The sequence below is a fragment of the Paenibacillus sp. NPDC058177 genome, assembly GCF_042883835.1.
GTDB lineage: Bacteria > Bacillota > Bacilli > Paenibacillales > Paenibacillaceae > Paenibacillus_AQ > Paenibacillus_AQ agri.
This window is the reverse complement of sequence record NZ_JBHVVB010000005.1, coordinates 87,395-110,739: the sequence shown is the minus strand read 5'-3', so window position 1 is coordinate 110,739 and position 23,345 is coordinate 87,395. Positions and strand designations below refer to the sequence as shown.

The 23,345-nt window shown below is 47.1% G+C and carries 20 protein-coding genes and 1 tRNA gene; 18 read left to right on the top strand and 3 right to left on the bottom strand.

Going from position 1 to position 23,345, the window contains the following annotated elements:
* Positions 1–7 precede the first annotated feature (7 nt).
* A complete protein-coding gene (locus ACFVU8_RS20030; RefSeq protein ID WP_387429629.1) occupies positions 8–1,723 on the bottom strand; it encodes an ABC transporter ATP-binding protein in 1,716 nt (571 codons plus the stop codon).
* 218 nt (positions 1,724–1,941) lie between these two features.
* Between ACFVU8_RS20030 and ACFVU8_RS20025 the strand changes: the two genes are divergently transcribed.
* Positions 1,942–3,192 (top strand): CynX/NimT family MFS transporter, encoded by a 1,251-nt coding sequence (locus ACFVU8_RS20025; protein WP_387429626.1) that lies wholly within the window; start codon positions 1,942–1,944, stop codon positions 3,190–3,192.
* Positions 3,193–3,402: 210 nt separating this feature from the next.
* On the opposite strand, the gene ACFVU8_RS20020 is transcribed toward ACFVU8_RS20025, so the two are convergent.
* Positions 3,403–4,161, bottom strand: coding sequence for a class I SAM-dependent methyltransferase (locus ACFVU8_RS20020; RefSeq protein WP_387429624.1), 759 nt, complete (start codon positions 4,159–4,161; stop codon positions 3,403–3,405).
* Positions 4,162–4,405: 244 nt separating this feature from the next.
* On the opposite strand from ACFVU8_RS20020, the gene ACFVU8_RS20015 reads away from it, so the two are divergent.
* The 13 genes from ACFVU8_RS20015 to ACFVU8_RS19955 all read left to right on the top strand — a co-directional run bounded on the left by ACFVU8_RS20015 (position 4,406) and on the right by ACFVU8_RS19955 (position 16,726).
* Positions 4,406–4,489, top strand: a tRNA-Leu gene (locus ACFVU8_RS20015).
* Positions 4,490–4,684: 195 nt separating this feature from the next.
* Positions 4,685–5,920, top strand: coding sequence for an MFS transporter (locus tag ACFVU8_RS20010; RefSeq protein WP_379470353.1), 1,236 nt, complete (start codon positions 4,685–4,687; stop codon positions 5,918–5,920).
* A gap of 61 nt (positions 5,921–5,981) precedes the next feature.
* Entirely contained in the window at positions 5,982–7,304 is a 1,323-nt protein-coding gene (locus tag ACFVU8_RS20005) for an LLM class flavin-dependent oxidoreductase (protein ID WP_379470355.1), read from the top strand.
* Positions 7,305–7,447: 143 nt separating this feature from the next.
* Positions 7,448–8,152: a response regulator transcription factor gene (locus ACFVU8_RS20000; RefSeq protein ID WP_387429621.1), complete on the top strand. Its 705-nt coding sequence runs from the start codon at positions 7,448–7,450 to the stop codon at positions 8,150–8,152.
* Between the two features lie 4 nt (positions 8,153–8,156).
* Positions 8,157–9,533 carry a sensor histidine kinase gene (locus ACFVU8_RS19995; RefSeq protein WP_387429618.1) on the top strand — a complete coding sequence of 459 codons (1,377 nt, stop codon included), beginning with the start codon at positions 8,157–8,159 and terminating at the stop codon, positions 9,531–9,533.
* 93 nt (positions 9,534–9,626) lie between these two features.
* Positions 9,627–10,160 (top strand): hypothetical protein, encoded by a 534-nt coding sequence (locus tag ACFVU8_RS19990; protein ID WP_175370445.1) that lies wholly within the window; start codon positions 9,627–9,629, stop codon positions 10,158–10,160.
* A gap of 43 nt (positions 10,161–10,203) precedes the next feature.
* Positions 10,204–11,334 (top strand): putative lipid II flippase FtsW, encoded by a 1,131-nt coding sequence (gene ftsW / locus ACFVU8_RS19985; protein ID WP_387429616.1) that lies wholly within the window; start codon positions 10,204–10,206, stop codon positions 11,332–11,334.
* Between the two features lie 10 nt (positions 11,335–11,344).
* Complete coding sequence (locus tag ACFVU8_RS19980; protein ID WP_379470363.1) at positions 11,345–12,481, top strand: FtsW/RodA/SpoVE family cell cycle protein; 1,137 nt, start codon at positions 11,345–11,347, stop codon at positions 12,479–12,481.
* 65 nt (positions 12,482–12,546) lie between these two features.
* Entirely contained in the window at positions 12,547–13,602 is a 1,056-nt protein-coding gene (locus tag ACFVU8_RS19975) for an LCP family protein (protein WP_387429613.1), read from the top strand.
* A 177-nt stretch (positions 13,603–13,779) separates the two neighbouring features.
* Positions 13,780–14,136 carry a DoxX family protein gene (locus tag ACFVU8_RS19970; protein WP_175370449.1) on the top strand — a complete coding sequence of 119 codons (357 nt, stop codon included), beginning with the start codon at positions 13,780–13,782 and terminating at the stop codon, positions 14,134–14,136.
* A 47-nt stretch (positions 14,137–14,183) separates the two neighbouring features.
* Positions 14,184–14,639 carry a MarR family winged helix-turn-helix transcriptional regulator gene (locus tag ACFVU8_RS19965; RefSeq protein WP_379468622.1) on the top strand — a complete coding sequence of 152 codons (456 nt, stop codon included), beginning with the start codon at positions 14,184–14,186 and terminating at the stop codon, positions 14,637–14,639.
* Between the two features lie 127 nt (positions 14,640–14,766).
* Positions 14,767–15,390, top strand: a complete 624-nt coding sequence (locus tag ACFVU8_RS19960) for an FMN-dependent NADH-azoreductase (RefSeq protein ID WP_379468624.1) — start codon at positions 14,767–14,769, stop codon at positions 15,388–15,390.
* A gap of 727 nt (positions 15,391–16,117) precedes the next feature.
* Positions 16,118–16,726, top strand: coding sequence for a methyltransferase (locus ACFVU8_RS19955; protein WP_387429611.1), 609 nt, complete (start codon positions 16,118–16,120; stop codon positions 16,724–16,726).
* A gap of 281 nt (positions 16,727–17,007) precedes the next feature.
* Here ACFVU8_RS19955 and ACFVU8_RS19950 read toward each other — a convergent pair whose 3' ends face one another.
* On the bottom strand, positions 17,008–18,786 hold the full coding sequence (locus tag ACFVU8_RS19950; protein WP_387429608.1) for a glycoside hydrolase family 36 protein: 1,779 nt from the start codon (positions 18,784–18,786) through the stop codon (positions 17,008–17,010).
* 317 nt (positions 18,787–19,103) lie between these two features.
* Between ACFVU8_RS19950 and ACFVU8_RS19945 the strand changes: the two genes are divergently transcribed.
* From ACFVU8_RS19945 to ACFVU8_RS19930, 4 genes are read left to right on the top strand one after another with little or no spacing between them, the layout of a single operon-like run.
* Positions 19,104–20,150, top strand: coding sequence for a LacI family DNA-binding transcriptional regulator (locus ACFVU8_RS19945; RefSeq protein WP_066372014.1), 1,047 nt, complete (start codon positions 19,104–19,106; stop codon positions 20,148–20,150).
* Positions 20,151–20,169: 19 nt separating this feature from the next.
* A complete protein-coding gene (locus ACFVU8_RS19940; protein ID WP_387429606.1) occupies positions 20,170–21,432 on the top strand; it encodes an ABC transporter substrate-binding protein in 1,263 nt (420 codons plus the stop codon).
* A 13-nt stretch (positions 21,433–21,445) separates the two neighbouring features.
* Positions 21,446–22,504, top strand: a complete 1,059-nt coding sequence (locus ACFVU8_RS19935) for a carbohydrate ABC transporter permease (RefSeq protein ID WP_379468633.1) — start codon at positions 21,446–21,448, stop codon at positions 22,502–22,504.
* Positions 22,482–23,333 carry a carbohydrate ABC transporter permease gene (locus ACFVU8_RS19930; RefSeq protein ID WP_387429603.1) on the top strand — a complete coding sequence of 284 codons (852 nt, stop codon included), beginning with the start codon at positions 22,482–22,484 and terminating at the stop codon, positions 23,331–23,333. The genes ACFVU8_RS19935 and ACFVU8_RS19930 overlap by 23 nt, the downstream gene beginning before the upstream one ends.
* Positions 23,334–23,345 lie beyond the last annotated feature (12 nt).

Below are 23,345 nucleotides of genomic sequence, written 5' to 3'. Positions count from 1 at the left end.
TTGAACGTTAGGCGTTGAACTGCACCTGATGCAGACGGCTGTAAATTCCACCGGCATGAACCAGTTCATCATGGCGTCCTTGCTCAGCAATACCATCTTCGTTAACAACGATAATCCGGTCAGCATTCTTGATGGTCGTCAGGCGGTGGGCGATGACCAGGGTGGTCCGGCCCACGGACAACTCGCTCAGTGACTGCTGGATTGCGGCTTCTGTCTCCGTATCAAGCGCCGAGGTGGCTTCATCGAGAATCAGAATCGGTGGATTCTTCAGGAACATTCTCGCGATAGCCAGCCGCTGCTTCTGGCCACCGGACAGCTTCACGCCACGCTCGCCGATCACGGTCTCCATCCCCTCCGGCAGGTTCTGGATGAGTTCTTCCAGATGGGCCCGACGGGCGGCTTCCCAGATCTCAGGCAGCTGGGCATCCAGCTTGCCATAAGCAATGTTCTCACGGATCGTGCCGGAGAATAGGAACACATCCTGCTGTACAATACCGATCTGCTTGCGCAGCGAAGTCAGCTTCAAGTCACGGATATCGATGCCGTCAACGGTAATCGCTCCTCCAGTGACATCATAGAAGCGGGGCAGCAGGCTGCAGATGGTTGTCTTCCCTGCACCGGAAGGACCGACGAAGGCAACAGTCTCACCGGCCTTGACGTTCAGGCTGATGCCCTTCAGCACCGGCCGCTGCTCATCATAACCGAAAGTGACATTCTGGAAGGCGATGTCGCCGCGTAATGCATTGACGTCTACGGCGTCCGGTTTGTCGCTGATCTCAGGTTCGGTGTCTATGATTTCCAGGTATCGTCTGAAACCGGCGATGCCTTTAGGATAGCTCTCGATTACGGCGTTGATCTTCTCAATTGGGCGGAAGAAGACATTGGACAACAGGATGAAAGCAACAAACTCACCAATGGCGAGCTCGCCCTGGATAAAGAACCATGCGCCGCTGATCATCACCAGGACGGTAATGAGGCGGGTCATCATATAGGTGACGGACAAGCTTTTTGCCATGATTTTATAGGCCAGCAGCTTCGTGCGACGGAACATTTGGTTATCTACTGCGAACAGCTCTTGTTCATGATCTTCATTGGCAAAGGATTGTACCACACGGATACCCCCCACATTGTCTTCAATACGGGCATTGAAGTTGCCGACGTTGCCGAAGAGCTGGCGATAGGTCGTAGTCATATTGCGCCCGAAGTAAATAATGACCCATGCCATGATAGGAACGATGACGAAGGTAATGATGGCGAGCTTGAGGTTGATGTCTGCCATTAGGATAAAGGCACCGACCAAGGTCATGACCGCGATGAAAATATCTTCCGGCCCATGGTGCGCCATCTCGCCGATATCATTCAGGTCGTTGGTAATCCGGCCGATCAGGTGGCCGGTTTTGTTATTATCGAAGAAACGGAACGATAATTTCTGAATGTGGTCGAACATTTTTTTGCGCATATCCGTCTCGATGTTAATTCCCAGCATGTGGCCCCAGTAGGTCACGATATACTGCATCACAGTATTGAGGGCGTAGATCGCCAGCAGCGCAACACAGGCAATGAGGATGAGCGGCCAATCCTGGCCTGGGAGCAGGTCGTCTATAAATTTGTTAACGGCCACTGGAAACGCAAGCTCGAGCAGCCCCGCGCCGACTGCGCAGGAGAAGTCGATGATAAACAGCTTTCTGTAGGGCCGATAATAGGATGCAAACCGACGGATCATCTTACTTCACTCATTTCTTTTATTTAATAGTAGGTGGGTTTATAACTGGATTAGCAGGTATAATCTCCATTATTAGGATACTAAAGAGGCATCTTTGATTTGTCAATGCTGTGTTTGCCGTGCACAAAGCGTATAATAGGTTGGGTTATAGCATGTTCAATTCCTGTCAGGTATTTGGCCTGCGGGTATTTTTTTGGTCCCAAGGAGGAAATAACATCATGAACACAAGACAAGGACAAGTAGCCGCAGGCGGTGAAAAATCCACATCCCGGTCCAGAATGGACAACTGGCTGCTTATTCTGGGAATTATAATTGTAGCGGCGGCCCTGCGGGCTCCGTTTACTTCCGTTGGACCGCTGGTCAAGACGATCCGCGATGATTTGGGCTTATCCAATACAGCAGCAGGGGCGATCACTACGCTGCCGCTGTTAGCCTTCGCGCTGTTGTCCCCGTTTGCCCCCAAGCTGGCTCGCCGGTTCGGCCTGGCTAATGTGTTGGTTGCATCTATGTTGCTGCTGTCGATAGGCATCCTGATCCGCTCTGCTGCGGGGACGGGGATGCTCTTTCTTGGCACGGCTATTCTTGGGCTTTCCATCGCGGTCTGTAATGTGCTGCTGCCCGGGCTTATCAAAGGTAAATTTCCACAGAATACCGGCCTGATGACCGGGATCTACTCTGTATCCATGAATCTGTGCGCCGCTGTCGCTTCAGGCATCAGTGTCCCTCTGGCTACCCAGACCGGACTCGGCTGGAAAGGGACGCTGGCCATCTGGTTTGTCATTGCTGCCCTGTCAACACTGCTCTGGATTCCGCAAATCCGCAATCTCGAGCAGCGTTCCCCGGGAGCCGCTCGCGCTACCGGAGGGAATCTGTGGCGTTCCAGATTGGCGTGGCAGGTTACAATTTTTATGGGCCTGCAATCGCTGCTCTACTATGTCATGATCGCCTGGTTTTCCGTTATTCTGGTGGAACGGGGGATGACTCTGAGTCATGCGGGATGGATTCTGTCCATTATGCAGCTTGCACAGCTTCCATTCACCTTTTTTATCCCTCTTCTGGCCGGACGTATGAAAAATCAGCGCAGTTTCGTTATCGGCATCGTTGTGCTCTATATAGTAGGCATTGGAGGCGTATGGCTGGGCAGTACGTCATGGATGCTGCTGTGGGCGTGTTCTATCGGGATCGCCGGCGGTTCTTCCTTCGGACTGGTGATGATGTTCTTCAGCCTGCGGACACGGAGCACACAGCAAGCCGCCGAGCTGTCAGGCATGGCTCAATCCATCGGCTATATGCTGGCGGCAGCGGGACCTGCTTTGTTCGGGTTATTGCATGACCTGACCGGCAGCTGGACACTGCCGCTAATCCTGCTGCTTGGCGCCAGCGTAGTGTTGCTTCTCGTGGGACTTGGCGCGGGAAGCAACAGATATGTCGGCGACCGGAGACTGCGCGTCGTGGACAAGCAGTCCTAATGCCTCATCTATAAACAGGGTAAAGCCGCCGGAATTACCGGCGGCTTTGCTGTACGTATAGTGATATCAGAAGCGATCTAATACAGGTAGCATGCTTCATCGTAATCCCAGTATTGCAGCATTCCTTGGACCGGTCCGTTTCCGTTCAATCTCTATTGTGGGGCAAACTATCGGCAACAGCAAGGTAATGATTGTATAAAAGAGTTTTGTCTACCGTTTGTAAGCCGCGACCCGAATTCTCCGGTAATCCATCACCCAGCGCCCTTCTTGGAACAATGTCGGTTTGAGCTCCTCTTCCATCCAAGAAGTCACCTCTGCACGTTCAGCAGGGGAGAGGGTCGTCAGAATTCCATTGGCAAAAATATTCAGCCATGTCGCAAAGCCCTGCTCCGCGCCCTCCAGCGGTGTCGGGCGGTCGAAGCACAGGGCGAAGTCCACGGTGAACCCGTGGCGCTCCAGCAGGGAGGCATACTGCCCCGTGCTGGGAAAATACCAGGGCAGGCGCAGCTTGTCGCTCTGGCCAATTGCGGCAAAGGCGCGGGGCAGCCCGGCGACAATGGACGCAATATTGCCCAGCGCGCCGAATTCTGCGACCAGACGTCCGCCCGGCCTGAGGCTGGCGGCCATGGAAGCCGCCGCACCATCAGCATCCAGCAGCCAGTGGAGGGCTGCATTGCTGAAAATGGCGTCTGCCGCTGGCTCCGCCACGTAGTTCTGACCGTCTGCTTCAATAAAGGTCAGCTCAGGATGCTTGCTGCGTGCCGTTCTGATCATTTCGGCAGAAGCATCGATGCCAGTGACGACTGCGCCATGGGAAGCGATCGTTGCTGCGAGATCACCAGTGCCGCAGCCCCAGTCGATAATTTGCTCGCCCGGCCGGGGCTGAAGCAGGTCAATCAGTGACTCCCCAAACTGTGAGACAAACGCCATATCTTTATCATAGGTACCGGTATGCCATAACTGATTCATAAGTAATGCTCCCTTCGTTGTGAACTCTTTCTTATGTTGTAACACACCGAAGTCTTATAAGTGAAATATATAGATTGGATAGAGGTGATTGGTTATGCCTATATTCATTCTATGAATCTAAAAGATGAAATAGATTTTTTGAAATAATGCTTGCAATTCATTCGGAATAGGAGTATATTCTTAATTACGGTGATTGATTCGCTGGTTGAGAGAAACCAGTTATGAATCAAACTATACATAATATGCGGTCGTGGCGGAATTGGCAGACGCGCACGGTTCAGGTCCGTGTGGTAGCAATACTGTGGAGGTTCGAGTCCTCTCGACCGCATCGCGTTTTAACAACAAAGGTTCGTGAATTGCTCATATAGCAATTCACGAACCTTTTTGCATTGGGAGAACTCAGGGGATTGAAGTGATTCAATTCTTGAATGAACCTATTGAACTTTTCAATTATACATTCTACCTGAGGTATTCTAATATGAATAATACCTACTTATTTTATAGGAATTATACATTATGAGGAATGATGATGCTGCATTGGAAGCGAAATCTGTATATTTTGTGGCTGGGACTATTCTTCAATCATATGGCCTATACCCTGTCTGTTCCGTTTTTTCCTCTGTTTCTGCAAGAAGATCTGGGCATTCAAAATGGACTGGAGGTTTGGTCTGGCGTTTCGATTTCCATCAGCTTTCTGATTAGCGGATTATGTGCTCCCTTTTGGGGATCGCTGGCTGACAAATACGGCAGCAAGTCGATGCTGATTCGTTCAGGCGTGGGACTGGCTATCGCTCATATGGCGAATTACTTTGTCCATGATCCCTATATGTTCATTGCGGTGCGGATTTTTCAGGGACTTATGGCCGGCTTCACGCCAGCTTCCATCACATTGGTTGGTACGAATACGCCTGAAAAACATGTGGGGTATGCACTGGGTGTCATCTCGACCTCAACCGCTGCCGGGGGGATTCTTGGGCCGCTTGTGGGTGGTGTGCTGAGTCATTGGATCGGACTACGGGGCTGTTTCATTGCATCAGGAGTGATTACACTTTTGTCTGCTCTTATGGTTCTATGGGTAAAAGAATCGCGCGAGCACCGCACTGTAGTGCAATCAAGCATCCTGGGTGATTTGAAGAAAGCGGCGTCCAACCCTGGTTTAATGCGGATTTATGGTCTGATTTTACTCGTCTCGACTTCCGTGCTCATTATCGAACCTGTGCTAACGATTTACGTTGTTCAGATTGGCGGAGATATCAGTAATGCCACACTTAGTGCAGGAATCGTCTTCTCAGCGATTGGCGTTGCTACGGTGATCATGGGACCTCGTTGGGGTAGAATTGGCGGTCGGATCGGATACGAGAAAACATTGTTTATCGGTCTGCTGGGCGGCGGGATTGGCAGTCTCCTGCAACTGACAGCTTTTAACCTGATTTATTTTGGAAGTCTGCGATTTATTTATGGGTTGTTCTTCGCCGCCGTGTACCCGGCTATGAATGCACTGATTATCAAATATGCCGACAACGATTTTCGGGGCAGAGCTGTCAGTCTGAGCCAGACCGCAAATCAATTCGGAATTGTGCTTGGGCCGTTAATTGGCGGTTTTCTGGGCGGTTGGGTTGGAATCCCTGTTGTTTTTCTCCTTACGGGTATTACGCTGCTGGGAGCGGCATGGGCTGTTAGGGTGAAGGAATTTAAGCAGGTGGATCGAACAAAGCTGGGCATTGCGGGAGAACCCGCTCGCAGCAGCTTGAACAAATGAGAACGTTATCTGTCTTCAAGGATGATCAATATAGATATCACAATATGAGGAGGATTTAAACATGGCGAAAAGACAATTGAAGTTAGGAGCAAACTTGAACGGGGTGGGCAACAGTATCTCCTTTTGGCGCCACCCTAATATTCCGATCAACGCGAGCGTAAGTCTGGATTTCTACAAAGAGCAGGCGCTCAAGGCAGAGGAAGGGAAGTTCGACCTGCTATTCATCGCCGACGGTCTTTTTATCAACGAGAAGTCCAATCCTCATTTTCTCAATCGTTTTGAACCTCTGACCCTTCTATCTGCGTTGGCGGGCTTCACTTCTAACATCGGACTGGTTGCTACATTATCTACTTCATATAGTGAACCGTTCACGGTTGCAAGACAATTCGCTTCTCTGGACCAAATAAACGGCGGAAGAAGCGGATGGAATGTGGTGACTTCACCACTGGAAGGATCGGCGCTGAATTTTGGTAAAGGTGAGCATCCGAACCATTCTTTGCGCTACGAAATTGCGGAAGAGCATCTGGAGGTAGTCAAAGGCTTGTGGGATTCGTGGGAGGACGATGCATTTACCGGAGATAAGGAGAACGACGTTTTCTTTGACCGGACCAAGCTGCACACGCTGAATCATAAAGGAACACACTTTTCTGTGCAGGGGCCGCTTAATGTAGCGCGTTCCAAGCAGGGGTATCCGGTCATATTTCAGGCAGGCTCTTCCGAATCCGGCAAGGATTTGGCGGCAAGATCAGCCGATGCCGTCTATACGGGCCATGAGACACTGGAAGAAGCAAGAGAGTTTTATAGTGACGTTAAGGAAAAAGCGATAGCGTATGGACGCAGAGCAGAGGATATTCTGATTTTTCCGGGTATCGGTCCAATCGTTGGCAGAACAGAAGAAGAAGCCGAGCAAAAATATCAGGAAATCGCTGAATTAGTCAGTATCGATCAGGCGCTAAATTATTTGGGCCGTTACTTTGAACATTTCGATTTCACCCAATTCCCGCTGGATGAACCTTTCCCTGAGATCGGTGATCTTGGGAGCAATAGTTTCCGTAGTACGACGGACAAGATCAAGCAGCAGGCCAGAGAGCAAGGACTAACGTTGCGCCAGGTAGCATTACAGGCCTCTACGCCAAGAACCTCGTTCATTGGTACACCGGATCAGATTGCTGATCAGATACAGGAATGGTTTGAAGGCGGGGCTGCAGATGGCTTCAATATTCGTACCGTTGTACCGGGCGGACTGGCGGACTTCGTGGATCTGGTCGTTCCGGTCCTGCAGCAGCGGGGTCTTTTCCGTACAGAATACGAGGATGACACGCTGAGGGGCAATCTGGGACTTAAGGTTCCGGCCAACCGCTATACACTGGAGACGGTACAATAAATCAGCTATTTTTGACAAGCCCCTCAATATAGAGTAATATCCACATGTGATTTAATATGCCTCTGCACCCAAGACTCTCTCTTTATAGGGAGAGCTTTTTTTGTATTTACTTATCAGGAAACCGGTTAATAGGGGTGGAAATCGTGGATACTGCTGTTCGTAATCATGTACTGATTGTTGAAGATGATGATAATATTAGACGTTTTATATCGATTAATTTAATCAATAACGGCTTTGTGGTGAGTGAGGCGGCAAATCAAGGAGAAGCTTTACAGAGCTTCACTACGAATCATCCCGATGTTATCGTTCTGGATATTATGCTGCCGGATGGTAACGGCTTTGAAATCTGCCAGAAGCTAAGAGCGCAGGACCCTGGGGTCATTATTGTTTTTTTAACCGCACGTGGACAGGATCTGGACAAAATTAAAGGACTTGAAATCGGCGCTGATGATTATATCGTCAAGCCCTTTAATCCATTAGAGCTGGTGGCACGTATCAAGGCCATCTTACGCCGTACAGAAGCCGTTGCAAAACCGCAGAGGCTTGTCCTGCAGGCCGGACCGATCCGGATGGACCTTAATGCCAATAAGGTTTTTAAACATGATGTCTTAATTGAATTAACGCCGAAGGAATTCCAAATGATCAGAACGTTCCTGGAACATCCTGATACTGCACTCTCCAGGAATGAATTGATGAATCTCGTATGGGGTGAGGATTATATTGGCGATCCTAAAACGGTAGATGTTCATGTACGCAAATTGCGGGAGAAGATCGAAGATGACGATTCTAATCCGTATTGGATCGAGACCGCATGGGGAGTAGGTTATCGTTTTAGGAAGGACGGCTAAAGGGATGGGAATTCAGAAAAGATTAGTAGGCAGTTATCTGGTAGTCATTTGCCTGACAGTTCTCATACTTGAGATTTTTCTTAATGTATCCGTGAGATATTATTATTTTCACAATATAGAGCGAATCCTGATGAATCAAGCGGAGCTATCCGCTTCTTTTTTTCAGCAGTATTTTGCCGAAGAAGATTTGGAGAAGGAATCGGAGCGCCTGTTGAAAGGATTTGCTAACCATTCTGACGCGCAGGTGCAGATTATTAGTTCATCGGGTCGGCTTTTGCAGGATTCGAATGGACTTCAAGGCGATAAGGTTATAACTGCGGATGTGCAGTCAGCGATTCATGGTCAGCCTGGCACCTGGAGAGGGAAGGACCCTGTGACTGGGGAGTCCATTTTAGCAGTCGCCTATCCGTTACAAGCAAATGAGGTCATCGTCGGGGAAGTCAGGTTCATCACATCTTTAACAGAGACCATACATACAGTGGATCAAATTACAATTTTACTAATCGGTGTCGGATTGCTGGTGATTGTGATTGTGACAATTCTTGGTTTATTGCTATCTTGGACTATTACCAGATCCATCAAAGACCTTAAACAAGCCGCAGATAAAATGACTGAAGGGGATTTCAGCATAAGAGTGCACAAGCGCTATCAGGATGAGCTGGGTTCCTTGGCAGATACTTTGAATATGATGGCGAGTCGAATTTCCAAGAGTGAACAGCTTAAGAATGATTTTATCTCATCGGTATCCCATGAACTGCGCACCCCGTTAACCTCCATAAAAGGCTGGGCCATCACATTGAAGGCCAATGGGGGCGAGAACCGGCCTCTGCTTCAAGATGGACTTGAAATTATTGAATCCGAAAGTGACAGATTAACTCATATGGTGGACGAGCTGCTCGATTTCTCCAAGCTGGATAACGGCAGAATAGCCATAGACCCCGCACCAGTGGATCTGAAGGAATTGCTGCAGCATATCGGGAGGCAACTGGCCCCAAGAGCGGCCCGGCAAGGTATCTCACTCGAAGTAAGTGTCAAGGAACCCCTGCCTGTCCTTCAAGCAGATGAGAATCGTCTCAAGCAAATCATGATTAATCTTATTGATAATTCACTCAAATTCACTCCACCTTCAGGCCATATTCTGATTGAAGCCCACACCATTCCGGGAAAAGTTGTGATTACGGTAGAAGATACCGGCTCAGGGATCGCAGAGGCTGATTTAGAGAATGTACTGCACAAATTTTATAAAGGTGATCCACATGCTTCTGGCAGCGGACTCGGTCTGTCCATATCGGATCAGATCATTAAGCTGCATCATGGAGTATTGAGAATAGACAGTGTGCCAGGAGAGGGAACATGGGTTCAAATAGAACTTCCAGTATAAGTGATCCGCAAATTTAACTATTTCATAACCACTTTAATCCCTTCCGCAGATAAAATATGTAAAGAGCGGATAAGCGAGGAGTCGATGATCCCAATGTCCAGCAAATTCATAAAAATAGGTGTCATGCTGACAACGTTATGGTTGCTTGGCGGATGCCGGGTTCCGGCAACACCTATAGATATGATAAAGCCTCCCTTATCCGAAGCGAGCAAACAGCGCTATGATACCAGTCAGGAGCTGATCAAGCTGTTGCCGGATAAGGCGCAACTGGTCGCCCCTTTACAGGGACAAGAGGGTCATGATATCTCTTTCGGAGATATGGATGGAGACGGAATTGATGAAGCTGTCGTTGTCTATGAAGACAACAAAGAGGCGGGGAAGCCGTTAAAAGCCGCACTTTTCAAGCAACAAAACGAAGAATGGAAAGTGGTTTCAGAGATCCAGGGTTTTGGATATGGTCTGGAGTATGCCGGATTTCTGGATTTAGATCATGACGGCTTTAACGAGCTTGCCCTAGGCTGGTCATTGGGTGAGGCTGGCAATGGTCTGGACGTTTATAAGTTAAGTCAGGATAAGCTAAAGCTATTTTCTAAGAAGGCTTATCACGGGGAACTCAATCTGAAGTAATCCTTTCGTGAATGGTGCTGGCATGGTGGAGGTGATCTATGATTTGAAACTTAAAATAAGAGGTCGCCCCGATTTTTCCCTGTTTTTCTTGACGCTGTTACTGGTCGGATTTGGTTTGATTATGATTTTTAGCGCCAGTTATCCTGCTGCTTTCATAAAACATGATAGTCCGTGGCACTACGTCATGAAACAAGGCGTATTTGCGCTCACCGGATTATTTGTGATGCTCATTTTTATGTGTATACCTTTTTCTGTATGGAAAAAAGCTTCGCCGATTCTGCTCACGTTCTCCTTAGTCATGCTCGTTCTCGTCTTAATAGGAGGAGCGGACATTAATGGTGCAAGACGATGGTTTGTTCTGGGTGGTTTTAATTTGCAGCCGTCGGAGTTTAGTAAGTTAACCGTTATCGTATATTTGTCGGCCATCATTAGCAGAAAAGGGGAGCGAATCCGTAATTTCCGGAATGGCTTACTGCCCATTATCTTGGTCATCGGCACGATCCTGCTGCTGATCATGAGACAACCGGATTTCGGAACCGTGTTGATTCTATTCTTTATTGCAGTAACGATCCTCTGGGTCGGTGATGTTGACCTCCGTCATATGTTGTTGCTTAGCATGGCTCTCGTGCCTATGTTTGTTTATCTTGCGGTTAGTAAAAGTTATCGTCTTGATCGCGTCAGCGCTTTTCTGAATCCGCTGGATGATCTGCAAGGCTCGGGCTATCAGCTTACTCAGTCATTATATGCTTTGGGCAATGGAGGCCTCACTGGAACCGGGATTGGCCAAGGTGTGCAGAAACTATTATATTTGCCGGAAGCTCATACCGACTTTATCTTTGCTGTGGTTGGCGAAGAATTGGGGTTTGTCGGTACATTTATGCTCTTCGTTGTATTTTTTCTGTTCATCTGGCGAGGGTTTATTACTGCAATAAGGAGTAGTGATCCATTCGGTCTCATGCTGGGAATGGGTATTGTGATGATGATATTTATTCAATCCCTGCTGAATGTTGGATCTGTAATTGGCAGTCTGCCGATTACGGGAGTACCGCTCCCTTTTATTAGCTATGGTGGATCATCGCTCATTCTATGTTTGGCCAGTACCGGGATTCTTCTTAGCATTTCACGAGATAACCATAGAAGACGTCAAGAAAACTCCAGAAATTCAACAAAATAGAGGTAGTCATATGTTTATCACCAGCAAGTTTGCAAAACTGGATCTATCCACACTTATTCTTGTGACGTGTCTCGTTTCCATTGGAACCCTTGCTATTCATGGAGCAACAGCAGATACACATCTAGCGGGACTTCAAATTAATTATCTATATCTCTTTGGTGCATTTTGTATTCCGATGTTAATGATCGCATTGATTGATTACAAAGTTCTATTGGGCAAGCTGGCTTACCTTCTCTATGGAATGAGTATTGGGATGCTCGTGTTGGTCAAGTTTGTTGGAGAACACATTAATGGTGCCTCCCGGTGGCTTAGTATCGGAAGCTTTCAGCTTCAGCCTTCGGAGTTGGCGAAAATCTCCACAGTGCTGCTAATTGCCCATGTGCTCGGAAAACGAGAGGGGAGAGAGCTCCGCTTCATTCAAGATTTATTACCGGTCTGCGGAATTTTTGTTCTCCCTTTCGTCTTAATCTTGCAACAACCGGATTTGGGTACGGCGCTAGTTTTTGTAGGGATACTACTTAGCATGCTTTGGGTTGGCAATATCCGGGCAATTTATATGATTCTGATTCTTGGCACAGTAATCGCTTCGATTGGAACTATATTATGGTTATTTAATGCCGACTTCGAATTGTTATCCAAGATTGTAAAGCCCCATCAAATGTCCAGGATTCAAGTCTTTCTAGATCCAACCAGTGATCCTGATAAATCTTGGCATGTTAAAAATGCAATGACAGCAATAGGAGCCGGAGGCTTGTCCGGAAGTGAGGGGGTTTATGTTCGTAGAGGATTTATTCCTTACGCATATTCTGATTCAATCTATGTCGTCATTGGGGAGAATTATGGTTTTATAGGTTCTGCTGTGCTGCTGCTTCTGTACTTACTGCTCGTGTATCGGATGATCTTTATCGCTATGGACAGTAGAGAACGTGCAGGGTCCTATTTGGTTGTCGGTTTTATCGCCATGTTAATCTTTCAGGTTTCCGTAAATATCGGAATGCATATCGGTTTGCTGCCCCTGACTGGAATTTCATTACCATTCATCAGTTATGGCGGCAGTTCACTGCTCAGTAATATCCTGGCGATTGGTTTGGTGCTAAGTGTTAAAGTTCATAAGGATGAAATTTTCATTGAACCATCTGAGAAGTAGAAGGCAGGTTATGGACATTGGATATATACAGTATTGAACGCTAATGAAGTGGAGTGGAGAGAATCATGTCTAGAAAGAGCAAAAGTAAAAGTAAAAGTAAAAGTAAGTGGAGCACGACCCGCAAAGTTGTGACGGGTATAAGTCTTGTCATCGCTGCTCTCCTAGTTGGAGTGGGGCTGTATGTGGGATATTTGTATCAAAAGACAGACACGGCCATTCAGCGTATGGCGGCCCCGGCGGCAGTCGTTCAACCTTTGGCTCTTCCAATGGAGACCGATAACAATAATAAAAAGGAGAACATTGAGCCGATGATCTTTCTGCTCGCCGGTGTAGATAGCCGGGATGGGGGCGGCGGGGTGATGAATACGGATGTGCTGATGCTCGTCAGCTATAATCCGCAAACCAGGTCCACCAGTCTATTATCGCTGCCGCGTGATTTACTGCTTAAACCGAAATCTTTGCCTTCCCGCAAAGCCAATTACTATTATGCTTACCACTATATTAAAGATAAGTCGCAGGCCATTCCTAATACGAAGCAATTTTTTAGCGATCTACTAAGCATTCCAATTGATCATATGGTCGTGGTGAATTTTGATGTGTTAAGGCAGACGGTAGACTTGCTGGGCGGACTGGACATTGATGTCGACATGGATATGAAATACATTGATACTGCAGATGGGACGAATATCGATTTGAAAAAGGGATTGCAGAAACTAAATGGCAAACAGGTACTGGACTTTGTCCGGTATCGCAAATCGAATCAAGGCACCGGCGAGTCCTCTGACTTTGCACGTAATGATCGGCAGCAGCAAGTTATCAAGCAGATCGTTGACAAGCTGGGTGCTTTTCAAGGGATTTCGCAATGGGGAAGAGTGCTCGACATTATCGGCAATAATGTAAAGTCAGATATTCCTGGAGAGGAGCTCCAGCAATGGGTGTTCAATTTCCCTAAGATCAAACCGGAGCATATTCGTTCATTACATATGGAGACCCTTTGGAAAAGCCCTTATGTTTACGTGAAAAAAGAGGATCTACAAACGGCGCTCACTACCCTGCGAGATGAAGCCGGCATTAGTACAAGCAGTTCGTTCAACCTGAAAGCAGTGGGGACGATGGATTGATGTTAAGTTGATGCTTTACAGCTTTTTGTGTATCGAGAAACCCGGTCATTTTGATGATCTCGGGTTTCTTTTTTTTGTTAGTGAAAAAAAGTAATTGACTTACGATAATTATCCTAATATTATTATAAATATCTTTAAGATAAATAATTATATTATAAGTGATGGGGGATATTATTTATGAGTATTTTATCGATTGTATTGCAGTCCATCTTGGCTTTGGGCTTCCTTATGTTCGGTTTCACGAAGTTTGGTTCGAAGCAGATGGTGGAAGAGTTCAAGCGTTACGGGCTTCCGGCAGCGTTCCGTATTTTCACAGGTCTGGTTGAATTGGCGGGGGGCGTATTCATGGCTATCGGGATCTGGAAAGAACAATTTGCGGCTATCGGTGGAATAGTCGTTGTGGTGACCATGATCGGGGCAGTTGCTACACATGTCCGCGTGAAAGATCCTGCCTCCAAGCTGGGAATGCCTTTCGTATTATTGATTCTCGGGCTTGTGGTATTATTTATAAATTGGGGGGCGTTAATCGGTTAAAACGTTCAAAAATCCCCCTTTAGTTGTCAATGAAGGTGGTAATTGAAATGAATTTGGATAATGATCAACACCAGCTTGACCTGCGTTTGCTCAGGGTATATATGAAATCCGCGCAATCTGTATCCGAGTTTATGAAGAAGGATATCAGCAGGTACGGAGTGGATATCGGGGCCTTTCATATTCTGGAGTTTCTATACAATAAAGGTCCTCATGCTATTCAAAAGATCGGCGAGAAATTCTCGATCCCTAGCGGGAGCGTCACCTACGTGGTGGATAAGCTGGAAAAGAAGGGGCTTGTTCAAAGGGAAGTGAGCTCAGAGGATCGGAGATTGGTGATGATTAAGCTGACAGATGAAGGACAAGTTCTGTTCGATGATATTTTCCCCAAACATACGCAGACTATAGCCGATATGTTCTCTGTATTAACGGATGAGGATAAGCATCAACTGACGGAATTGTTAAAGAAGCTGGGCTTACAGGCTCAGAGCAAGTTGAAGTCCTGATGGAAATTCTGATAAGGAGGTGATCCAGTACCTGCAAGGAGCGCAGGAGGTACAAGGTCATTAGAAACAAGCTTATTTTTAGAAGCTGCACTTTATAAATATAATAGACAAAGGGAGAGAAATTAAAATGGCAAATGTATTATTCGTAAAGGTAAATGATCGTCCGGCAGAACAAGCGGTAAGTGTGAAAATGTATGAAGCGTTCTTGGGAGCGTACAAAGAGTCACATCCACAGGATGCCGTGACAGAGCTGGATCTATACGAAGCTAACCTACCCTACTATGGCAACACTGCCATTACTGGATTATATAAAATAAGCCAAGGTTGGGATTTGACGCCGGAAGAAGCATCCTTGACTGCAACAGTGAACGGTTATTTGGACCAATTCCTTGCTGCTGATAAAGTGGTCATTGCGTTCCCTCTTTGGAATTTCACGGCACCTGCACCGCTCATCACATATATTTCTTATCTTGCACAAGCAGGAAAGACATTCAAATATACTTCCGAGGGTCCGGTTGGACTGGCGGGCGACAAGAAAGTTGTGTTGCTGAATGCCCGCGGCGGAGTATACTCCAGTGAGCCGATGTCTGCTTTGGAATCTGCTGTGAAGCCAGTGAAGACTGCACTGGGTATGTTCGGAATTCAAGCTGAAGAGATTATTATTGAAGGTCATAACCAAAACCAAGATCGTTCGGCAGCTATTATTGCCGAGGGACTGGAACAAGTAGCTAAAGTGGCTGCAACATTCTAATAGGATGACATAACAAGCTCCCTGGCTTTTTGCCAGGGGGCTTGTTTCATTTACTAGGCCGGCCAGGACAATCGGCATCGGCAGGAAAATAAACAAAACAAGCACAGCCCAGAAAAGGGGAACTTACCATAAGAAGTGTCGACGTGTAATTAACGGCATTTTCGTACCTTAAATTCTCCGTAGCCTAAGGGGGAATGAAGATTAAGTGCAATATTGTACCTTAAATCTTCCAGAACACCCCGTCCAGCGCGCTTTTTCGAAAAATAAGATACAAAAATGCCCTTAGTTCCCTTCATGTAGACAAATTAAAGAAAAATAAGGTACAAAAATGCTGTTAGTTGGGGAGGTGGCCCTCTATTTCACGGTTAAGACGACTGGTGGAGGGGAAGATCCCTCTTCTTCCGCACCGTGTGCACCTCACGGCGTACTTAGCCCAAGGAGGTGGTCAAACCTCTCTAGTGGTTGAAATCTGTCGACAGTCTATGTACCAGTGCTAGATTTCCTATGGAAAGCTTTCAGGCGAGACCTTTGCGCCTACAGTTTCAAACTTCCCGGTTCGCTCATCATCGCTTTTTGCTTTTTAATGTCACATTGCATCAATCCCCGCATATGCTTCTAACAACTCCCATTATAGAAGGGCTCGACTTCCAATGTTCCAATTCTATACAAGGGCTCTTGAATTGCCGGGACCTGAGCTTACAACTAATTAAGCAAACGGAGGATGCAAATGGCCTTTGATTACATTAACTACTGGGAACAAACGTATAAGACAGGCGGAAACTCGGGATCTGGATCTTACGGTGTGCTGGCAGAGTTCAAAGCCGCGGTTGTCAACGCCTGTATTGAGCGTTATAACGTCAACGAGGTGATTGAATTTGGCTGCGGCGATGGACATCAGCTGGGATTAATCAACTATCCGGAATACATTGGGCTTGATATTTCATCGGAATCGGTACGAATATGCCGGGAAAAGTACGGCGATGACCATACCAAAGCTTTTGCTACGTACCATCCGCTGACTTGGACAGGAGATCAACAAGGATTGCAGGCCGATATGACAGTCTGTTTAGATGTACTTTACCATATTATTGATGAAGGCCACTTTCAGGCAACACTGTCGCATGTACTTAATACGTCACGTGATGTCGTCGTTATTTACTCCAAACTTGATACCGGTGATGATGAACAGGTCATTTATACGATCAAAGACCGGGACTTACTGAGCAGACTCGCGCAGTTCAGCGATTTTCAAATTGTAGAGCGCATCCCGCAATTGTACCCTGATCACTCCTCAGCCAGCTTTGTCATTTTACGCAGAAAAAGCGCAATTGCATAAACAACTGATACGCCAGTACTTCGTGTTTTCTTAAGAGTGGGATAATAGTTTACGGCTCAAGCTTTGATGTGAAATGAAACAATTCGATAGGGGGATTATCAGCGGGCGTTCATTTACAGGATGCACATGGTAATGCCTTTTCTCATTACTGCAGAGGATAACACTATAAAAAACCGCTGGATTAAAAGAATCCAGCGGTTTTTGGGTTCGTATGATATTTGATCGCTGTGAGCAGGAGTCCCTTTTAGTACTCAGAAAGACAATCTGTTCAGACACGATTACTACGCGTCCACTCGTTTAAAGCTCACCAGCCCCGCTTTAGGAACTGCTACTTCAAGTAAGCCTCTACCCATTTCTGCGATCTCCGAGCTGATAATTTGTCCGCAGCAGTCCTTAACCTGGATCTCATAGCGAGCAGGGGAGAGGGTGCTTCTGATTACTACCCGTTCGCTATAGGTGCCGTTCACGATAAATAATTGAGTAAAGTCCTGCTCTACAGGCACAATAACATCAGCATAAATGGCGATGATCTGAGTGTCGTCCTTGCGTGCAGTCACGAGCGGGTACAACAGCTCCGGTTGTTGCGGAGACAACTCGCCCCGCAGCAGGACATCTCCATGATCTCTGCTGAATGCCAGCCAGAAGCGCAGCATGGACAAATATTCCTGACCAATCTCGTTAAGTCGTAAAGAGATTTGCGGTACAGAGAAGATCACATTGACCAATTGCATTGCCGCGCTCTCTACAGGTTCATTGGGATTGAACATGATCATGTCGGAATGAACAGCTGTATTTCCGGACAGGAGCCGCAGATCTAGTGTGCGAACCCGGTTCTGAATGGAATCGTTAGGGCAATCATTTGCGCGGAACATGTTGCCGTATTTTCGCATCAGCGGGCCGATATAGGTCTGGCGGAATTCAATGAGAATATCCGGTTTGATAGCTCTTAGACGTTCCATGACATCAGAGAGCAAACGATCCACTGCTTCAGGAACCGACTCATGATCCCGGCCTTCTGCTGTGCCTTCCTGCTGATCCGGACTTAGGCGGAAGCTATCCACGAAATCAAGCTTCAGACCGTCGATATCCCACCCAATGATCGCTTGTTCGTAGGTGTTGATCAGATATTCCCGCACATCCGGGTATCGTGGGTCCAGCACGCCCGCGTTCAGCTTCTCGTCAATCCGCAGGAGCTTGTTCTCGAACTGGCTCCATACTTTGCTGGACTTGCCCACGAATGGTACGGAGTACCATAACATGTATTTCAGGCCCAGCTTATGAACGGTATCGACATGCGACTTCATGTCTGGAATCTTGCCCTCATACACTTCCCAGTCACCAGTAAAAGCATAACCCCGATTATTATCGTCCGTCTGCCATCCATCATCGACAATGATAGTGTCACAGCCGAGTTCCTTGGCTAGCTTGGATTGCTCCTCTAATTCGGCTGCGGTCAGCTCCTGGTGATAGGAATACCAGGTGGAGTACATCGGACGGAGAGCTACATCAGGGACTACGGAAGGTTTGTAGCCAGGAAGGGTCTCCCACCAAGCGGTTACTTCCTCCAACGCTTTATTGTAAGAAATATCTCTGCGGTCGATTCGTAGAGTGGCTTCATAATGATCTATCTTCGGCATGGCTTCCTCAAATAACGTAACAGAACAGAGGAAGGTCGAGTCTTCTTCATGGATACCCGCTTTAATCGATACATTGTTCAAGGCGTCGGTAAAAGCGAAGGTCAAACGGTTTCGTCCGTCCAGATTGTATAGGGAAGCTACAGGTGCCAGGGAAGTGCTCTTCGACTGGAAGCCATCACCCCAATCCACCTGAAACGCTTTATTGCGATCCGTTCCAGGGTGCCATAAGGAATGAACATCTACGGCAGGGATGGACCACTCAACAGTGCACACTGGAGGATATTCTTTCTGTGTGGCCTTGAGCTTGATATGAACCAGGAACAGATTTTCTGTGACGGTTTCGATTTCAGTTGTGCTGTCGAATAAGGGACTGTCGCTGACGACAGTGACAGTGGGACAAGTGTTGTTGATTAAAGTTTTCATAATGCCTCCTGCTTGCGAAAATAGATAATGGGCTAATGTTTACTGTTTAGAGTATATTATTTACGAAACGTATAGTAAACAAAAACTTTGATTTAGTCATTATTGATTAGAATAACCGTATTATCAGACCCTGAAGTAATATGTAAGCGGAGACAATTAGGTATTGTCAAACGTTTTGATCTCTGTTATATTGAATTCACACATTAGTTCACTAATGTTTAGTAAACAAAATACATTTTGATTGGCAAAAGCTTGGCGGAATTATAAAATGATCATAAGGGGTGTTTCCCAAATATGAAGTGAAAAGGTGATTAGTCGTGGCAACTATTCGTGATATCGCAAGTCTAGCTGGTGTATCTGCATCCACAGTTTCCCGTGTGCTGAACGGAGATCCTTCCCTTTCGGTATTGGAAGAGACAAGAAGAAAGATTATTTCCGCTGCGGAACAGCTGCAATATAAAGGAAGTCAACGACGTCAGACTAATCAGGCGGCACAGTTGAAGGATTACAAGATTGGACTAGTGACCTTCTGTTCGGAACAATTTGAATCGGAGGACCCGTACTACCTGTCCATCAGACTGCAAATTGAGAAGGAATTCAATCAATTGGGGCTTCACATTACGCGGACGATCCGCTGGGTGAACCATGATTCTTATGAAAGCCTTTCAGGATTGGATGGTTTGATCGTCATCGGGAAGTTTGAGTTTGATCCTTATAATCTGTTCTTTAGCCGGATTCAGAATGTCGTCTTTGTCGATTACTCGCCGGATGAGAACCGCTTTGATTCTGTTGTGGTTGATTTTGATAAAGTTACACGAACGGCTTTGGATCATCTTACCGGACTTGGCTATACTAGGATCGGTCTGATTAGCTCTCGCGATTTCATTAACCGTTTTGGTTCCAACTCCGGTACGGATTCTGTGGACCAACGGCAAAGCAGCTTTGAAGCGTATATGAAGCAAAAGAATTTGTACCTGCCAGAGCATGTTCACATCGGCAAAGATTTCTCCATGTCCACCGGATATCAGCTTATGCAGGAAGTGATTGAGAAGCAGAATTTGCCGGAAGCTTTCCTGATTGGTTCTGATCCTATGGCGATTGCCGCCGGTAGGGCGCTGAAGGAAGCTGGCTTGAAGGTACCTAGAGATATCGCATTAGTTGGCATTGATGATATTGAAATGGCCTCTTATGCCAACCCGCCATTGACCACGGTGAAGATCTATACCGAGCAAATGGGACAGAGCGCAGTGAAAATGCTGCTCGAACGTATCGGGGGCAGAGAAGTACCGTTAAAGATCGTGCTGCCGTCCAAGCTGATGATTAGAAGCAGCTGTGGTGCGGAAATTCGGTCATCAACTAGTTAAACATTCTTAGGGGGAATACATGATGAAAAAGTGGTCTTTGATTGTTTTATCTCTGCTTGTTGTAATCGCTTTATCTGCCTGTTCCGGCAATTCAGGGAGCGATAGCAGCTCTTCGAATTCCGGCGGAAACAGCGGGGCTGCCAAAGGGAAGATCACGTTTGCTTTCTGGGGAGCTCAAAGTGAAGCTGATGCGATCAAGCAGGCCATTGACAACTTCCAGAAGACTTACCCTGATATCAAAGTAGAAAGTCAATGGATTCAAAAGGACTATCTGACCAAATTGCAGACGATGATTGCCGGAGGAACCACCCCCGATGTCATGCTGATCTCCGGAGGGGATTTACCGGGTTTTGCGAACGCTTTCCAGGAATTACAAATTGATAAATCGCTGTTCAGCTCGCCTTCCTTTGTGGATTCAATGAGTGTGGATGGCAAAGTATATGCCGAGCCTTTCATTATCAAACCAAAGGTAATGGCGATTAATGTGGATCTTTTCCAGAAAAATAATATTCCGCTTCCAAGTCAAACCGTGCCGATGACTACTGAAGAATTCAAGGATATTTCCCAAAAGCTTACTTCTGGTGAAGGGACCAACAAAATTTTCGGTTCGGAGCCGCTGTGGCTCGGCAACTGGATCTATTCGTTCGGCGGCCAGTTCTACACTGATGATCTGAGTAAATCCGCACTTGATTCACCGGAAGCGATTGCAGCTGCCGAGTTTATTGTCTCCACCAAACAAGAGGGCATCGTACCTAATGATAGTGAGAAACAAGGCCAGAACATGATGAACTGGTATCTGGGCGGCAGAATCGGCATGTTTACCGACTTTGGTCCTTGGTACCTGCCGCAGATGGCGGATGTACAGAACTTTAAATGGGATCTCGTGCCATTCCCTGGCAACGGCGGTTCCAAAGAAGTTAACGGATTGGCGCTCAGCAAGAGCAGCAAGAATGCAGAAGCAGCCAAGCTTTTCATTAGCCATATGACACAAAACGAAGAGGCACAGAAAATCATCGGTGGCAATAAAAATGCATACGGAGTGCCTGTTATCCCTAGTGCTACAAGTGCATTCGAAGCTGTCGCTCCTAACAAAAACATGGCAGCCTTCGTGCTTGCCGCCGAGAAGCAGCATACACAAGAAGCTCAGAAGAGTACCAATGAGATCAACAATGAGATGAAAGCCATCGACGATACAACGCCGATCGGAATCGGCACTAAGGATGTCAAGGAAGTATTCCCGCAGGTAGCTGAGAAGATCAACAATATTTTACAACAAAACTAACGGGAGCATACTTATGAATGGACTAATAGAAGGGATCTACAATTTCTATGAAGGAATAGGGATGCCGGCAGCTTTGCTGCCGCTTCTCCCTTTTCTGACCGTTATCGCGCTGGTGTTCGCTATTATTTTTGCCATTACAAGGCTGCTTGTGAAGAAGAGAATCATGCATACCAAAACGGCAAGCTTCTACATGTTCGTCTCGGTCTGGGTGATCGGCTTCCTGCTGTTTACGGTAGGTCCGATGATTTTCTCCTTCTATATCAGCTTCACCAAATGGGAAGTTGTCAGCGACCCGCAGTGGATAGGGCTGAACAATTACAAGATGTTGTTCAAAGACACATTGTTCTATAAATCATTATCCGTGACGTTCTATTACACGCTGGTAAGCGTACCGTTGCAGGTCATTCTGTCGTTTGCGATTGCGATTCTGATGAACCTGAAGCTGCGCGGCATTTATATTTTTCGTACGATTTATTATCTTCCTACCCTGGTGCAGGGTGTTGCACAGATGGTACTGTTCATCTGGATTTTCAATCCGAATGTTGGTCTCGTCAATTCACTGCTGCGTCTGGTAGGTATTGAAGGACCTGGCTGGTTCTCCAGTCCGGACTGGTCGATGCCTGCGGTCATTATTATGAGCCTCTGGACGGTCGGCGGCAACATGATCATCTATCTGGCGGGCTTGTCGGATATTCCGCAAAGCTTGTATGAAGCGGCCGAGATCGACGGCGCCACGGCTGCGAGAAAGGTATGGCACGTGACCTTGCCACAGATTTCGCCGATCCTGTTCTTCAACGCGGTAACAAGTATGATCGGGGCATTCCAGACCTTTACCCAAGGCTTCATGATCAACGGGGGGCCGGATAACTCCTTGCTGTTCTATGCTTATTACCTGTATCAAAATGCTTTTATGTGGTTCAAAATGGGCTACGGATCAGCGCTGGCCTGGGTACTCTTCGTGATTATTCTGATATTCACCGCGATTGTATTCCGCAGCAGTGCTTTATGGGTGTACTACGAAACAGAGCAAAACGGAGGGAGGAAGCGTCGTGTCCGTCAAAAAAGAGCGTAATTCTACCAAGAAAAAGGTGCATTGGCTGGCCTATCTCCTGCTTTTAATCGGGAGCGTAGCATTTCTATATCCCTTTATCTGGATGGTCTCCGCCTCACTGCGGAGTCTGGAGGAGCTTGCAGCCTCCGGGATGAGCATTTGGCCGGAACACTGGCGCTGGGGTAACTATGCCAAGGCACTGACTGCCTTTCCGTTCCCGCAATATCTGCTTAACACCGTGATTACAACCATCTTGCCGATAATCGGTACGGTTCTTTCCTGTTCGCTTGTCGGCTACGCTTTCGCCCGGTTTAAGGTGAGAGGAAGCGGGTTCCTGTTCGTGCTGGTTCTATCGACGATGCTGCTACCTGGTGAAGTCACAATGATTCCGCAATTTATTCTATTTAAAAAGCTGGGCATGCTGGATACGCTGTACCCGCTGATCGTTCCTGCCTTCTTCGGCTCGGCGTTCTATATTTTCTTAATGCGCCAATTCTACTCCCGATTGCCTGTTGGTCTCGAAGAGGCGGCAATTATCGACGGTTGTGGTTATTTTAAAATCTGGCGTACGATCTTCCTTCCGTTGTCCAAACCAGCCTTGATGGCTGTCGGTGTTATGGTCTTCATGGGCTCCTGGAACAACTTCATGGGACCGCTGATTTATATCAACAGTGATAAATGGAAGACGCTTACGCTGGGGTTGGCCGGATTCCAGGGTACTTATGCTACAGATACCAACCTGCTGATGGCTGCGGCTGTCGTCATTACATTGCCATGTATCCTGCTGTTCTTCTCAGCACAAAAAGCATTTATGGAAGGTCTGACCTTCTCAGGTTCCAAGGAAAGCTAATATAGACAAAGG

Bases quoted from the DNA above. Each gene is read 5' to 3' on its own strand.
- ACFVU8_RS19995 (WP_387429618.1), top strand. From the start codon at position 8,157: ATGGGAATTCAGAAAAGATTAGTAGGCAGTTATCTGGTAGTCATTTGC.
- ACFVU8_RS19990 (WP_175370445.1), top strand. From the start codon at position 9,627: ATGTCCAGCAAATTCATAAAAATAGGTGTCATGCTGACAACGTTATGG.
- ACFVU8_RS19970 (WP_175370449.1), top strand. From the start codon at position 13,780: ATGAGTATTTTATCGATTGTATTGCAGTCCATCTTGGCTTTGGGCTTC.
- ACFVU8_RS20010 (WP_379470353.1), top strand. From the start codon at position 4,685: ATGATGATGCTGCATTGGAAGCGAAATCTGTATATTTTGTGGCTGGGA.
- ACFVU8_RS19940 (WP_387429606.1), top strand. From the start codon at position 20,170: ATGATGAAAAAGTGGTCTTTGATTGTTTTATCTCTGCTTGTTGTAATC.
- ACFVU8_RS19960 (WP_379468624.1), top strand. From the start codon at position 14,767: ATGGCAAATGTATTATTCGTAAAGGTAAATGATCGTCCGGCAGAACAA.
- ACFVU8_RS20025 (WP_387429626.1), top strand. From the start codon at position 1,942: ATGAACACAAGACAAGGACAAGTAGCCGCAGGCGGTGAAAAATCCACA.
- ACFVU8_RS19965 (WP_379468622.1), top strand. From the start codon at position 14,184: ATGAATTTGGATAATGATCAACACCAGCTTGACCTGCGTTTGCTCAGG.
- ACFVU8_RS20020 (WP_387429624.1), bottom strand. From the start codon at position 4,161: ATGAATCAGTTATGGCATACCGGTACCTATGATAAAGATATGGCGTTT.
- ACFVU8_RS19955 (WP_387429611.1), top strand. From the start codon at position 16,118: ATGGCCTTTGATTACATTAACTACTGGGAACAAACGTATAAGACAGGC.
- ACFVU8_RS20030 (WP_387429629.1), bottom strand. From the start codon at position 1,723: ATGATCCGTCGGTTTGCATCCTATTATCGGCCCTACAGAAAGCTGTTT.
- ACFVU8_RS20005 (WP_379470355.1), top strand. From the start codon at position 5,982: ATGGCGAAAAGACAATTGAAGTTAGGAGCAAACTTGAACGGGGTGGGC.
- ACFVU8_RS19980 (WP_379470363.1), top strand. From the start codon at position 11,345: ATGTTTATCACCAGCAAGTTTGCAAAACTGGATCTATCCACACTTATT.
- ACFVU8_RS19950 (WP_387429608.1), bottom strand. From the start codon at position 18,786: ATGAAAACTTTAATCAACAACACTTGTCCCACTGTCACTGTCGTCAGC.
- ACFVU8_RS19935 (WP_379468633.1), top strand. From the start codon at position 21,446: ATGAATGGACTAATAGAAGGGATCTACAATTTCTATGAAGGAATAGGG.
- ACFVU8_RS19975 (WP_387429613.1), top strand. From the start codon at position 12,547: ATGTCTAGAAAGAGCAAAAGTAAAAGTAAAAGTAAAAGTAAGTGGAGC.